Annotated in this window: 10 protein-coding genes; 4 read left to right on the top strand and 6 right to left on the bottom strand. The window is 72.9% G+C overall.

Translation table 11 applies throughout. The annotated features are described in order from the left end of the window. Positions 1–116: 116 nt before the first annotated feature. Positions 117–1022, top strand: coding sequence for a LysR family transcriptional regulator (locus BMY61_RS28530; RefSeq protein WP_042443291.1), 906 nt, complete (start codon positions 117–119; stop codon positions 1020–1022). On the opposite strand, the gene BMY61_RS28535 is transcribed toward BMY61_RS28530, so the two are convergent. Further along, positions 1019–2326 carry a YhgE/Pip domain-containing protein gene (locus tag BMY61_RS28535; RefSeq protein ID WP_042443289.1) on the bottom strand — a complete coding sequence of 436 codons (1308 nt, stop codon included), beginning with the start codon at positions 2324–2326 and terminating at the stop codon, positions 1019–1021. The genes BMY61_RS28530 and BMY61_RS28535 overlap by 4 nt on opposite strands. 61 nt (positions 2327–2387) lie before the next feature. Next, entirely contained in the window at positions 2388–2669 is a 282-nt protein-coding gene (locus BMY61_RS28540) for a hypothetical protein (RefSeq protein WP_052438369.1), read from the bottom strand. A 79-nt stretch (positions 2670–2748) separates the two neighbouring features. On the opposite strand from BMY61_RS28540, the gene BMY61_RS28545 reads away from it, so the two are divergent. Then, positions 2749–5997, top strand: a complete 3249-nt coding sequence (locus BMY61_RS28545; protein ID WP_042443288.1) for an AfsR/SARP family transcriptional regulator — start codon at positions 2749–2751, stop codon at positions 5995–5997. Positions 5998–6021: 24 nt separating this feature from the next. Here BMY61_RS28545 and BMY61_RS28550 read toward each other — a convergent pair whose 3' ends face one another. The 3 genes from BMY61_RS28550 to BMY61_RS28560 form a co-directional block, all read right to left on the bottom strand. Beyond that, the gene (locus BMY61_RS28550; RefSeq protein ID WP_042443286.1) at positions 6022–6783 is read right to left on the bottom strand and encodes an ABC transporter permease; all 762 of its coding nucleotides are present in this window, start codon (positions 6781–6783) and stop codon (positions 6022–6024) included. Continuing rightward, positions 6780–7736, bottom strand: coding sequence for a daunorubicin resistance protein DrrA family ABC transporter ATP-binding protein (locus tag BMY61_RS28555; protein ID WP_042443284.1), 957 nt, complete (start codon positions 7734–7736; stop codon positions 6780–6782). The genes BMY61_RS28550 and BMY61_RS28555 overlap by 4 nt, the downstream gene beginning before the upstream one ends. 127 nt (positions 7737–7863) lie before the next feature. Continuing rightward, a complete protein-coding gene (locus BMY61_RS28560) occupies positions 7864–9243 on the bottom strand; it encodes a lipase family protein (protein ID WP_042443281.1) in 1380 nt (459 codons plus the stop codon). 159 nt (positions 9244–9402) lie between these two features. Here BMY61_RS28560 and BMY61_RS28565 point away from each other — a divergent pair, with 159 nt between their 5' ends. Both BMY61_RS28565 and BMY61_RS28570 read left to right on the top strand, forming a co-directional pair. Continuing rightward, the gene (locus tag BMY61_RS28565) at positions 9403–11916 is read left to right on the top strand and encodes a bifunctional lysylphosphatidylglycerol flippase/synthetase MprF (protein WP_052438368.1); all 2514 of its coding nucleotides are present in this window, start codon (positions 9403–9405) and stop codon (positions 11914–11916) included. Positions 11917–11977: 61 nt separating this feature from the next. Next, entirely contained in the window at positions 11978–13156 is a 1179-nt protein-coding gene (locus BMY61_RS28570) for a serine hydrolase domain-containing protein (protein ID WP_042443279.1), read from the top strand. Positions 13157–13166: 10 nt separating this feature from the next. Here BMY61_RS28570 and BMY61_RS46540 read toward each other — a convergent pair whose 3' ends face one another. Further along, complete coding sequence (locus BMY61_RS46540; protein WP_161791206.1) at positions 13167–13328, bottom strand: hypothetical protein; 162 nt, start codon at positions 13326–13328, stop codon at positions 13167–13169. Positions 13329–13374 lie beyond the last annotated feature (46 nt).

Genomic DNA, 13374 nt, shown 5'->3' on the forward strand with positions numbered 1-13374 from the left:
CCTCGGCCGGAGGGCCGCACCACCACTATGGAATCGGGACTTCCGCCGGTAAAGCAGATCTTTTAGTGTTGGGTCATCTCCAAATCAGATACCGAATCCCAGGACGAGGTGCGGACATGGCGGAAGCGGTCGGGTTCACCCTGGCGCAGCTGCGGTACTTCGTGGTGGCCGCCGAGGCCGGCAGCATGACCGCGGCCGCCGAGCGGCTGCTGATCGCCCAGTCGGCGGTCTCCACGGCGGTGTCGAACCTGGAGCACCAGCTCGGCGTCCAGCTGTTCATCCGCCGCAAGGGCAAGGGCCTGGTGGCCACCCCGGCCGGGGAACGCCTGCTGCTGCAGGCGCGCGAGCTGCTCACGCACGCGGCCGACGTGGCCGCCGAGGCACGCGGCGGCGAGAGCGGGCTGAGCGGCCCGGTCCGGCTCGGCTGCTTCGTCACCCTCGCGCCCTTCGTCCTGCCCGGCCTGCTGGCGGCCTCGGCCGAGCGCCACCCGCAGCTCCAGGTGGACGTCCTCGAAGGGGAGGCGGACGAGCTCGACCGGGCCCTGCGCACCGGCCGGATCGACTTCGCGCTCACCTACGATCTCGGTCTCGGGCCCGGCATCGCGCGCGAGACCATCGCCTCGCTCCCGGCCCACGCGCTCGTCCCGGCCGACCACCCGCTGGCCTCCCGCGGCGCGATCGACCTGGCCGAGCTGGCCCACGAGCCGTTCGTGCTGCTCGATCTGCCGCACAGCCGCGACTACTTCTTCGCCCTGGTCACCGCGACCGGCGTCACCCCCGTGGTGCGGCACCGCTCGCACAACTACGAGGCGGTCCGCTCCCTGGTCGCCCTCGGTCACGGCTTCTCCGTCCTGCACCAGCGCCCGGCCACCGACCACACCTACAGCGGCGCCCGCGTCGCCGTCCTGGCCCTGACCAACGAGCATCCGCCCCTCGACCTGGTCCTCGCCCGCATGGACGGCGTCCGTCAGACCGCCCGCGCGGCCGCCGTGATGGACCTCGCCCACGAACTGCTGTCCTAACCGGCAGCAGGGACCTGCGGCTGCGGAGTGAGGCGCTTGAGCCCCTTGCGGTCGTAGTAGCGGGTCATGCCGAAACCGAAGAGCAGGGCGGCGACCGTGCCGATCGCGATCATGATCCAGGCCCGGGTCAGGCCCGCGTCGGCGCGGGCGTCGAAGTAGAGGATCGACCGCACTCCGGCGCTGAGTTGGCGCATCGGCTCGAACGCGCCGAGGAAGCGGTAGAAGGCCGGGGTCGCCTCCAGCGGCACGGTCGCCCCGGAGGAGGGCAGGGCCAGGGCGATGAAGACGAACATCGACACCAGCTGCCCGATGCTGCCGAACGCGGCGTTGATGGCCTGGACGCCGAGCCCCACGGCCAGGCAGGCGCAGTAGGAGAAGATCCACAGCAGCGGGATGTGCGCGGCGTCCATGCCGAGCACGGCGATGCACGCCACCATCACCAGCGTCGTGGTGAGCACCGAGATCCCGGCGGTCATGGCCATCTTGAGCACCAGCGTCTGGGTCCGGTCGATCGGGACGGTCGGGCGGCGGGTGTGCCAGGGGCCGATCTCACTGTCCGCGTAGCCGAGCGAGGTGTCCACGCCGTTGTGGACCAGGTTGCCCCCGATGAAGCCGCTGAGCACCAGCAGCAGCGTGTAGTAGAACGCGCTGAGCCCCAACCCGCTGTGCTGCCCGATGGGGTGGCCGACCTGCGTCACCACGGCGACCGGATCGGCCAGCAGCAGCCGGGTGGTCGCGTCGGTGCCCGCCGTCGTGGGCGAGGCGGTCAGCTGCCTGCCGATGGCCAGCGAGGCCTGGTGGGCGGCGTTCTGGTTGATCTGCGAGGCGAGCGAGGAGCCGAGGCTGCCCACCCCGGGGTTGGTGAGCACCGTGATCGTCGGTCGGGCCTTCGCCTCGGCCGTGGTCAGCGCCGTGACGGAGGCGGTGAAGTCTGCCGGGATCACCAGCGCGCCGTAGATCTTGCCGGAGGCCAGCTGGTCCTGCGCCTCGGCCTGGCTCACCTGCCGCCAGTCCACCGAACCGGCGGGCGAGGCCGCGACGATCGAGCGGGCCACCTGCGTCCCGAGGTTCTCGCGCTGCCCGGGCGGCGGCGCCCCAGTGTCCGCGTTCACCACGGCGACCGGCAGCCGGTGCAGGTTGCCGTTCGGGTCGATCACCCCGCCCATGTAGAGCAGTGACAGCACCAGCGCCACCAGCGAGGCGAGCACCGACGGGATCAGCCACAGCATCGGACGCCGCAGCAGTGCACCGGCACGGATCTGCCGCGCGACGTCGCGACCACGCGACGGGATCGGGGAGGCCATGAACCCTCACGCTAGAGCGCATGCCCCGGCGCCCCGCCGCACGACACGCTCCCGACACCACTCAGCTGCTGTGCAGGGCGGCGTCACAGTCCAGGCAGTGACGGGCGTGGTGCTCGGGCGGGTACCACGGGGCGTCGGGTCCGGCGGGGGTGTAGGGCTCGGGTTCGAGCTCGTCCGAGGAGACGCCGCAGAGGGTGCGCGGGAGTGGGGCGCCGGGGGCGCGGGGGTCGGGCTCGGCGGCGTGGACGGCGCGGACGCGGGCGCCGATGTCGGTCTCGCCGACGTCGGGGTCCACCACCTCCGTCGCGGGTTCCAGCTCCAGCAGGACGACGATCGCTGTCACGGTTCGATCCTGCGCCCGCCCGCGGGCCCGCGCATCCGCAGGCGGCGGCAGCACGCGGCCCCCGTGGCAAAATCAGCGGGTGCAGATCGCGATACTGGGGCCCTTGGCGGTGCGCACGGCCGACGGCGAGGTGGCCGACGTGCCGGGTGCGCGGTTGCGCGGACTGCTGGTGGCGTTGGCGCTCCGGCCGGGGAACGTCGTCCCCAAGGGGGCGCTGGTCGACTGGATCTGGGGCGAGCAGCCGCCCGCCGACGCGGCGAACGCCCTGCAGCGGCTGGTGTCGCGACTGCGCAAGCTGCTGCCGCCGGGCGTGATCGCGGGGCAGCCGGACGGCTACCGGCTGCTGGTGGCGCCCGACGACGTCGACGCCGTGCGGTTCGAACGCCTCGTCAGCGCGGGCCTGGCCCAGGGCGAGGACGTCTGCGCGCGGGCGCGGCTGCTGGGCGAGGCCCTCGGGCTGTGGCGCGGCGGCGCGCTGCAGGACGTCGGGCTGCCGGACAGTGCCGCGTGCGAGGCGGCGGTGGTCCGGCTGGAGGCGATGCGGCTGGCCGCCACGGAGGAGCGGGTCGACGCGGAGGCCACCCTAGGGCGCGGCCCGGAGCTGGTGACCGAGCTGACGGATCTGGTGGCCGCGCATCCGGTGCGGGAACGGCTGGTGGCCGCGTTGATACGCGCGCTCGCCGCGGCGGGACGGGACAGCGAGGCTCTGCTCGTGTTCCAACGCGCACGGGAGGAGCTGGCCGACGCCCTGGGCGTCGACCCCTCGCCGGAGCTGTCGGCGCTGCATGTCGCGCTGCTGCGCGGCGAGTTGGGGCGACGACACGTGCCGCAGCGGCGGGGGACGGCGCCGCGGGAGGCGGTCCGCCGCACCAACCTGCGGGCCGAACTGACCAGCTTCGTGGGCAAGGACGGCGAGGTCGTGGCGGTCCGCGAGCTGCTCGCCGGGCACCGCCTCACGACGCTGGTCGGCCCGGGCGGTTCCGGCAAGACCCGGCTGGGCGTGGAGACCGCGCGCACGCTGCTCGACGATCTGCCGGACGGCGCCTGGCTGGTGGAGCTCGCGTCCGTCGGCACGAACACCACCGCGGACACCGGGGCAGGCGACGGCGATGGCAGCGACGTGGCACAGGCGGCGCTCGCGGCGCTGGGCCTGCGCGACGCCCTGCTCGGCGACACCCCGCACGCCGATCCGACCGAGCGGCTGATCGCCGCCATCCGCGAGCGCGAGACGCTGCTGGTCCTGGACAACTGCGAGCACCTGGTCGAGTCCGCGGCCGTCTTCGCGCACCGGGTCCTCGGGGAGTGCCGTGGGCTGCGGATCCTGGCCACGAGCCGCGAGCCGCTCGGCATCACCGGGGAGGCGCTGTGGCCGGTCGAGCCGCTGGCCCTGCCCGGGCCGGGTGCGACGGCGGGCGAGATCGCGGCCTCCCCCGCCGTCCGGCTGCTGCGCGACCGGGCCGGGGCGGTGCGCCCGGACCTCACCACAGACGCGGGCTCACCCGCCACGCTCACCACGATGGCGCGGATCTGCCGGGCCCTGGACGGGATGCCGCTGGCGATCGAGCTGGCCGCGGCCCGGCTGCGCACGATGACCCTCGACCAGCTCGCGCACCGGCTCGACGACCGGTTCCGGCTGCTGACCGGCGGCAGCCGGACCGCGCTGCCGCGCCACCGGACGCTGCGCGCGGTGGTCGACTGGAGCTGGGAGCTGCTCAGCGACGCCGAACGCGCGGCGCTGCGGCGGCTCGCGGTGTTCTCCGGCGGGGCGGGCCTGGAGGCGGCGGAGCGGGTCTGCGCGGGTGAGGGCGTCGAGCCCGAGGACGTGCTGGAACTGCTCACCTCGCTGGTCGAGAAGTCGCTGCTGCTCGCGGAGAGCGTGGAGGGGGCGCCGGGCACGCAGGGCGACGCCGCCCCGCGCTACCGCATGATCAACACGATCCGCGAGTACGCGGCCGCGCGCCTCGCCGAGGCGGGCGAGGCGGAGCGGGCCCGTCTCGCGCACCTGGCCTGCTTCACCGAGCTGGCCGAGGCCGCGGATCCGCATCTGCGCCGCGCCGAGCAACTGGAGTGGCTGGCCGTGCTGGGGGCCGACCACGACAACATCGGTGCGGCGATGCGCGGCGCCCTCGCGGCGGGCGAGGCGCAGGCGGCACAGCGCCTCGCCGCCGGGGCCGGCTGGTACTGGTGGCTCGGCGGCCACCGGGTCGAGGGCATGGAGCTGATCGGCGCCGCCGCGCGGATGCCCGGCGAGTCGACGGACGGGGTCCGGGCCATGGTCTACGGGCTGGTCGTGCTGTTCGTCAGCTCCGGCCGGGGCGACGAACAGCAGGTGGCGGAGTGGATCCGCGAGGCCCACCGGTTCAGCCGGCACGGCCGGGGCGACTACCCGCTGCTGGGCCTGATCGACGCGGTGGAGCGCCTGCTGCACGGCCTCGACCAGTTCCTCACCGCGTTCGAACCGCTGCTGGAGGACGCTGACCCGTGGATCGCCGCGCTGGCCCACCTGCACATGGGCAAGACACGGATCATGCTCGGCCAGGGCGGCCGGGAGGCGGACGCCTACCTGGAGGCGGCGCTCGACCGGTTCCGGGCGATCGGCGAGCGCTTCGGCGTCTCCTTCGCGCTGACGGAGCTGGCGGACCGGATCGCCGTGCGCGGCGACTTCGCCACCGCGTGCGCGTCCTACGAGGAGGCGATCGCGGTCGTCACCGAGCTCGGTGCCGTCGAGGACGTCATCCGGATGCGGTCGTTGCAGGCGAAGCTCTACCGGCTGCTGGACGACGCACCGGGTGAGGCGGCGGCCCTCGACGAGGCGCAGCGCTGCGCGGAGCGGGTCACCTGGCCGAACGCGCTGGCCGAACTGGCCCTGGCGAGAGCCGACCTCGCCCGCTGGGACGGCGACGCGCAGCAGGCGCGGCACCAACTCGACCTCGCCACCGACCTGCTGGGCGAGGACGCGGCGCTGCCGAACATCCGTGCCCTGCGGCACGACGTGCTCGGCCGGCTGGCGGAGGACCTGGACACCGCCCGCGCGCACGCGGCGGCGGCATGGGCGGCGACCGCGGAGGCGGGCATCGCGCCGCTGACCGCGCAGGTGCTGGTCGGCGTCGCGGAGTTGGCGCTGCGCCGCGAGGACCCGGAGCTGGCCGCGCGGCTGCTCGCCGCGAGCGCACAGGCCCGCGGCCTGCCGGACCGCTCCGACCCGAGCGCGGCGCGCGTCGAGGACGACGCACGGAACCGCCTCGGTGACGTGGCGTTCGCCGAGGCGGTTCAGCAGGGCCAGGCGGCCGACCGGTCGCAACTGGTCGAGGCCGCGCTCGCGCCGTAGGCACCAGCGGGCCGGACCCCGGGATCAGGCGCGCTTCCGGAAGGTGGAGACCGCCCAGAGGTAGCCGACGACCGCGAACCCGACGCACCAGGCGAGGGCGACGACCAGGTGGCCGGTGTCCGGGTGGCCGGTCAGCAGTCCGCGCAGGGTCTCGATGACCGGGGTGAAGGGCTGGTACTCGGCGAACTGCCGCACACCCGCGCCCATCGTGTCGGCGGGGACGAACGCGCTGCTCAGGAAGGGCAGCATGATCAGCGGCACGGTGGCCATACCGGCCGACTCGACGGTCCTGGCGGCCAGGCCCATGGCGACGGTGAGCCAGCTGAGCGCGAAGGAGAGCAGCAGCATCAGGCCGATCGCGCCGAACCAGTCCAGGGCACTGGCGTGGGGACGGAAGCCCATCGCGAAGCCGAGGCCGATGATGGCCGCGTCGGCGATCAGGGCGCGCACGGTCGTCGAGACGACGTGGCCGGCGAGCACGGCACCGTGGGAGACGTCCATGGCCTTGAACCGGTTGATGATGCCCTTGGTCATGTCGCCGTTGACGGCGGCGGCGGTCGGTCCGAGGCCGTAGCCGATGGCCATCACCAGCAGGCCCGGCACCGCGTAGTCGACGTACTTTCCCTGGACCTTGAAGGCCCCGCCGAAGACGTAGACGAACATCAGCATCATCACCAGCGGGAACAGCACCGCGTTGAACAGCGCGACGGGGTTCCGGAGGGTGTGCTTGGCGTTGCGGCGCAGCATGACGGCCGAGTCGCCGAACGAGGTCGCGAGGGTGCTCATCGTGCGTTCGCCTCCAGGGCGTTCGTGTGGGTGGTGTCGGTGCGGCCGGTGAGGGCGAGGAAGACGTCGTCGAGGTCGGGGGTGTGCACCGAGAACTCCTCGGCGTTGACCCCGTGCTCGTCGAGGCGGTCGAGCACGGCCCGGAGCGAGCGCGAGCCCCCGTCGCTGGGCACCCGCAGGGTCAGCTCCTGGTCGTCACGGGTGGCGCCGGCGAGGATCGCGGCCGCCGCGTCGAGCTCGTGGGCGGCGGTGAAGCGGAGCCGCACGTGGGTGCCGGGCACCTGGCGCTTGAGCTCGGCGGGCGTGCCCTGGGCGACGATCCGGCCGTGGTCGAGGACGGCGACCTGCTCGGCGAGCTGGTCGGCCTCCTCCAGGTACTGCGTGGTGAGGAAGATGGTGGTGCCGTCCGCGACCAGCTCGCGGACGATGTCCCACATCGCGCGGCGGCTGCGCGGGTCCAGGCCCGTCGTCGGCTCGTCCAGGAAGATCACCTGCGGGCCGCCGACCAGCGTCATCGCCAGGTCCAGCTTGCGGCGCATGCCGCCGGAGTAGGTCGAGGCGAGCTTGTCGGCGGACTCGACCAGGTCGAACCGCTCCAGCAGCCCGGAGACGACCCGCCCGGCCGGGCGGATCCGCTTCAGGTCCGCCATCAGCTGCAGGTTCTCCCGGCCCGACAGCAGCTCGTCCACCGCGGCGAACTGGCCGGTCACGCCGATGAGCCTGCGGACCTGCCTGGTCGCCGTCGCGACGTCGTGCCCGGCGACGTGCACCGTGCCGGCGTCGGCCCGCATCAGGGTGGTCGCGATGTTCACCGTGGTCGTCTTGCCTGCCCCGTTCGGGCCGAGCAGGGAGAAGACCGATCCCGAGGCGACCTCGAAGTCGATGCCGTCGAGCACGACCTTGTCGCCGTATGCCTTGCGCAGTCCCTGGACCGCGATCGCCGAGTTCCTCATGACCACTACGGTCGAGGGCGGTCCTGTCACCGCTCTGTCATCGGGCTGACACGGGCCCTGACACCGCGGCGCCGGTGCATCGCCCCTGGTCGGAGCGGTGCACCGGCGCCTGCCCGGCGCGGGGACCCTAGGAGCCCGGTGTGGTGACCTGCTCCGGGGCCAGCGAGTTGCCCGCGGCGATGTCGCCGCAGCTGGACGGGGCGGTCCGGCCTGCGAAGCGGTCGGCCAGCCAGCCCAGCGCGGTGGGGGCCCAGGCGACGGCGGTGCCGATGTGGCTGAGCAGGTTGAACTGCTGGTACTGGATCGCCCGGTCGCCGGTGGCGCAGTACTGCCGGGCGAGGGCGCGCACGTCGCCGGCGACCATCACACCGTCGCCGGTGCCGATGCCGGGCACGTTGCTGAAGGTGCCCTCGAAGACGCCGCCGTCGCCCTGACCGATGTAGCCGGGGACGGTGGGCGAGGCCGCCGAGCCGAGGTTGATCTTGTTGACGGCGTCGACGAAGGCCGGCACCGAGTCGGGGTTCGCATACTGCGGCTTGGCCATCTGCTTCCAGGTGAGCCCGGGGTGCTCGCCGAGCGCGTTGACGATCGAGGCCTGCTGCATGGAGTTGTAGATCTCCAGGCCGTAGCTGCTCAGGTAGGGCTTGAGGTCGAGGCCGTAGGAGCGGGCCACACCGATCAGCGCCATCGGGATGACGCCGGTCCACACCACCGAGCCGTCGACGTAGCGCAGGTTGTGCGCCGGGTCCACCAGCAGACCGCCCTCGGCGAAGCCGACCAGCCGGCGGTTGACCTCCGGCGCGTAGGCGGGGGCCAGGGCGGCGGCCCAGTCGGTGGCGATCGCGCCGCCGGAGTAGCCCATCAGCCCGAAGCGGGTGTCGCCGTCCACGCCGGTGCCGTCGGCCCGGGTGGCGGCCCGGATCGAGTCGAGCGTCGCGGCGCCGTACTCCGGGCCGGCCGCGAAGTCGGCGGTCTGGCCCTCGGTGTCGGGGATGACGACGCTGTAGCCCTGGGCCAGCAACGGGACGAGCAGGACCGTCTCGGCGTTGGGGATGACGCCGCCCAGGGTGAGGTTGCCCGCGATGGCCCGGGAGGGGCTGTCCGCCGGGTTCAGCGAGTCGTAGAACGACTGGTAGGAGACGGCGCGGGTGCGGTCTCCGGTGAGGCTGCGGATCACCGAGGTGACGCCGGCGACGGGCCGGTTCTGCGCGTCGACGGTGCGGTAGAGCAGCTGGATCACGGTCAGCGGCGTCGGGATGCCGAGGACGTGGTACGGCAGCGTCCGCTGTTTCAGCACGGTGCCGGGCGCGATCGACGCCAGCGGGGTGCTGCCGTCGTAGGTGTAGAACGGGTCGTCCGTCGCCGAGGTCGTGACCCGCTGACTCGCGATCGCCGTGGTGGCGGCGGATGCGTGGGGCGCGGCGACGGCGGAGACGGCGGGAGCGGCGGCGGCTGTCGTGGTGGCGACGACGGCCGTGGCCAGGAGCCGGACGGCGGTTCTGGGCATGGGTCCTCCACGGTTCGTGAAACGGCTCACACGGACCTGACGCCGGAGTAAGTTACCGCTTGGTAAGTCACCTGCCCAGAGATCTGACCGAAGTTCATCAACATCGCAGGTCAGCGGCGTGCCCGCGCCGCGGCGGGCGAGCGGTGGAATCCTGGAGACATGACCGGAGCTGCTCTCGAGCAGACGGGTGGCGGTCGACTGCACCGCTGGTGGGCTGCGAGCGCCGGCGTCCTCGGCATCCTCGCCAAGGCGCCGCTGTCGCTCACCTTGGTCGTCGTCTTCCTTGTTCTCGGCCTCGGCGCGCGCGGCGCGACCGACTGGGCGGGCCTCGGCACCTCCACGGTCGCCGAGGGGCGCTGGTGGTCCCTGTTCACCTACGGCGTGTGGGAGTACGGCACCTTCGGCTTCCTCGTGGCGATCGGGCTCACCCTGATCACCCTGCTGCCCGCCGAACGACGCCTCGGCTCCGTCAAGGCCGGCTCGCTCTTCCTGCTCTGCCAGGTCGGCGGCGGCCTGCTGGCCGTCGCGGCCATGGAGATCGGCGGTGTCGCCGGGGACGGCTGGCTGGGCGGCCTCATCGGCAACCGGACCGTCGGCCCCACGCCCGGCCTGGTCGGGGTGGGGCTGGCCTTCAGCGCCACACTGACGGCGCTGTGGCGACGCCGCCTGCGGCTGCTGCTGGTGACGGGCACGCTGCTGTTCCTGTTCTACGCGGGCGAGGTCGTCGACCTCGCCCGGACCGGCGCCGCGGCGATCGGCCTGACCGCCGGCGTGCTGCTGTTCACGAAGCGGCGCTCGCTGCGCGACCTGCGGCTGCTGCCGTCCTCCCACGCCGAGACGCGGCTGCTGGTCGCGGTCTTCGGCTCGGTCCCGGCGCTCGGCCCGCTGGTCACCTGGTTCACCCGCGACCACGACGGACCGCTCGCGCTCTACCGCGAGCTGTTCATCGGCGTGGACACCTCGGCCGCCTCCGTCGACGCGGCCTGCGCCGGCCCCCTGGCCGGCACCCAGGGCTGCACCAACGCCCGCGTCGACTTCGCCCTGGCCAACAGCCCCGACGTGTTCGTCTACTGGGTGCCGCTGCTGCTCATCGCCGTGGTCGCGGTCGGACTGTGGCGCGGGCGCAGCATGGCCTGGTGGGCGGCGGTGATCCTGCGCCTCCTGCTGCTCGCGGCCCTGTTGCGCTACTTCCTGCTCAAGCACGAGACCGCCACCGGGTCCTTCACCCTCTACTCGATCCTCCAGCTGTGCGTCCCGACCGCGATGCTGGTGGTGCTCTTCCTGACCCGGCGCCACTTCCGGATCCGGGCCGAGCGGGAGACGGTGCTGACCTTCCTGTCGATCGCCGTGCTCACCTTCCTCGCCGTGGGCGCGGTCTACATCAAGTTCGGCTACGACGCGCGCGCCGAGTTCGACCCCGTCCCCGCCTTCCACCAGCTCGTCTCCGACTACCCCAAGCGCCTGGTGCCGCCCGCCTACCTGCCGTTGATGGGCAAGCACCTCGGCACCTTCCTGCCGGTCACCCTGCACGCGAAGGCGCTGTGGGAGTTCACCGGGCCGGTGTTCTGGCTGATCGTGCTGGGCGGGCTGCTGGTGGCCTTCTGGCGGGCCGGGGTCCGCCACAAGGTCGACAGCTCCGCCCCCGCCGAGGAGCTGCTGCTGCGCCACGGCGGATCGACGCTGTCGTGGATGTCCACCTGGCCGGGCAACGACCACTGGATCTCCCCCGACGGCGGGGCGGCGATCGCGTACCGCGTCATCGGCAACACCGCGCTCACGCTGGGCGGCCCCTACGGCGATCCGGCGAGCCGTGGACCGGCCGTCGCCGAGTTCACCGCGAGCTGCGACGACCGGGGCTGGACGCCGTGCTTCTACAGCGTCTCCCAGGAGACCAAGGACGTGACCGACGCGCTCGGCTGGTCCTCGCTCCAGGTGGCCGAGGACACCCTGCTGCTCCTGCCCGACCTCGCCTTCACCGGCAAGCGGTGGCAGGACGTGCGAAGCGCCCTCAACCGGGCCGGCAAGGCGGGCGTGAGCGCCCACTGGTACACCTGGCCCACGGCGCCGATCGCCGTGCAGGAGCAGGTCCGGGCCCTGTCGGAGGAGTGGGTTGCGGACAAGGGCCTGCCGGAGATGGGCTTCACCCTCGGCGGCCTGGCCGAACTGGAGGACCCCCGGGTGCGCATCCTGGTCGCGCTGGACCAGGAGAACACCCTGCAGGGCATCACCAGCTGGCTGCCCTGCTACCAGGACGGGCAGCCGGTCGGCTGGACGCTGGACTTCATGCGCCGCGGCAACGGATCGTTCCAGGGCGTCATGGAGTACCTGATCGCCACCGCGGCGCTGACGTTCAAGGACGAGGGCGCGCAGTACCTGAGCCTGTCCGGCGCGCCGCTGGCCCGGATGGACCGCGGCGAGCAGGCAGCCCCGCTGCAGCGCCTGCTCGACGTCCTCGGCCGTGCGCTCGAACCGGCCTACGGCTTCCGCTCGCTGCTGCACTTCAAGGCGAAGTTCCAGCCCACCTACCTGCCGCTGTACCTGGTCTATCCCGACCCCGCCCAGCTGCCCGCCATCGCCAACGCGATCGGCAAGGCCTATCTGCCGCATGTGACGACCGGTCAGATGCTGCGTCTGAGCCGCCGTTTCACCGCCGGCCAGACCCGTTGGGGTTGATCCCGGCCCGCACCGCGCGTGGCGGGCTGCACTCGGGCCCGGCGGGGCCTATCGAGGAGGTATGCGCCTCGGAATCCGCCACCGCAACCGCCTGGGCATCGCCGCGACGATCGCCGCCGCCTGCCTCGCGTCCGTCCTGCCCGCGGCGTCCGCCCCGGCGGCGCCCCGACCCGCGACGGCGCGCCCGTTGCCGGACACGGCGGCCCACCTCGACCGGGTCATCCAGGAGACGGCCGCCCAGGCCGGCGTCCCCGGCGTCATCGTCGGCATCTGGCGGCCGGGACACGCGCGCTACGTACGCGCGTTCGGCCTCGCGGACAAGGCCGACTGCACGCCGATGAAGCCCGACCTGTTCATGCGCATCGGCAGCGAGACCAAGACCTTCACCGTCACCGCACTGCTCCAGCTCGTCGACCAGGGCGTCGTCGGCCTCGACGACCCGATCGCGAGGTACGTCGCGGGCGTCCCGAACGGGCGCGACATCACGCTGCGCGAGCTCGCCGGGATGCGCAGCGGCCTGTTCGCCTACAGCAAGGACAAGGGTTTCCAGCACCTGCTGCAGACCCAGCCGCACCGGCAGTGGACCCCTCGCGAGCTGCTCGCCATCGCGTTCCGCCACAAGAACCAGTTCACGCCCGGGACGCGGTTCGACTACTCCAACACCAACACGGTGCTGCTGGGCCTCGTCGTCGAGAAGATGACGCACCGCACGCTGCGCGACGACTTCCGCGACATGATCACCCGACCCTCGGGCCTGGACCACACCTTCCTGCCGGTGGCCGCGGAGTTCCCACGCCCCCACGCGCACGGCTACACCGACGAGACCCCGACCGGCGCCGAGGCCGACGCGACGGACTTCAACCCCAGCTGGGGCTGGGCGGCCGGCGCGATGATCTCGGACCTGGAGGACCTGCGCCACTGGGCGGTGGACGTCGCGACCGGCCGGCTCCTGAAGCCGCAGACGCAGGCGGAGCGCCTGAACGCCCTCCCGACCGGCGCCCCGGGTGACGCGTACGGCCTGGGCATCGACATCAACCACGGCTGGGTCGGCCATGCCGGATCCCTGCCGGGCTACCAGAGCCTCACCGTCCACCTGCCCGCCGAGCAGGCGACGCTGGTGATCCTGCTGAACACCGACATCCCGTCGAACGGCGAGAACCCGAGCACCCTGCTCGGGCGCGCGATCACCCAGGTCATCAGCCCGAACAACGTCTACGGCGACGCCTCCGACCAGAGCTGACCGGCCCGCCTCAGTTCCAGTTCTCCTCGACGCGGGTCCGCTCGGCCTCGATCAGCGGGCGGACCACGTCCTCCACCGTGCGGTGGGAGATCTCAGCGAAGCCCTGGAGCCAGTCGACCAGGTCGGCGGGCAGGTGAAGGGCGATCCGGCGGATGGGGGGCTGCTCGGGCAACGGGGTCTCCTCTCGGTACGGTCCATTCCAGCACGGCGTTCCAGGG

Origin of the sequence: Streptacidiphilus jiangxiensis (genome assembly GCF_900109465.1) — a bacterium.
GTDB lineage: Bacteria > Actinomycetota > Actinomycetes > Streptomycetales > Streptomycetaceae > Streptacidiphilus > Streptacidiphilus jiangxiensis.

Excerpts from the sequence above, each read along its gene's own strand:
- BMY61_RS28530 (WP_042443291.1), top strand. The coding sequence starts at position 117 with ATGGCGGAAGCGGTCGGGTTCACCCTGGCGCAGCTGCGGTACTTCGTG.
- BMY61_RS28535 (WP_042443289.1), bottom strand. The coding sequence starts at position 2,326 with ATGGCCTCCCCGATCCCGTCGCGTGGTCGCGACGTCGCGCGGCAGATC.
- BMY61_RS28550 (WP_042443286.1), bottom strand. The coding sequence starts at position 6,783 with ATGAGCACCCTCGCGACCTCGTTCGGCGACTCGGCCGTCATGCTGCGC.
- BMY61_RS28555 (WP_042443284.1), bottom strand. The coding sequence starts at position 7,736 with ATGAGGAACTCGGCGATCGCGGTCCAGGGACTGCGCAAGGCATACGGC.
- BMY61_RS28560 (WP_042443281.1), bottom strand. The coding sequence starts at position 9,243 with ATGCCCAGAACCGCCGTCCGGCTCCTGGCCACGGCCGTCGTCGCCACC.
- BMY61_RS28565 (WP_052438368.1), top strand. The coding sequence starts at position 9,403 with ATGACCGGAGCTGCTCTCGAGCAGACGGGTGGCGGTCGACTGCACCGC.
- BMY61_RS28570 (WP_042443279.1), top strand. The coding sequence starts at position 11,978 with ATGCGCCTCGGAATCCGCCACCGCAACCGCCTGGGCATCGCCGCGACG.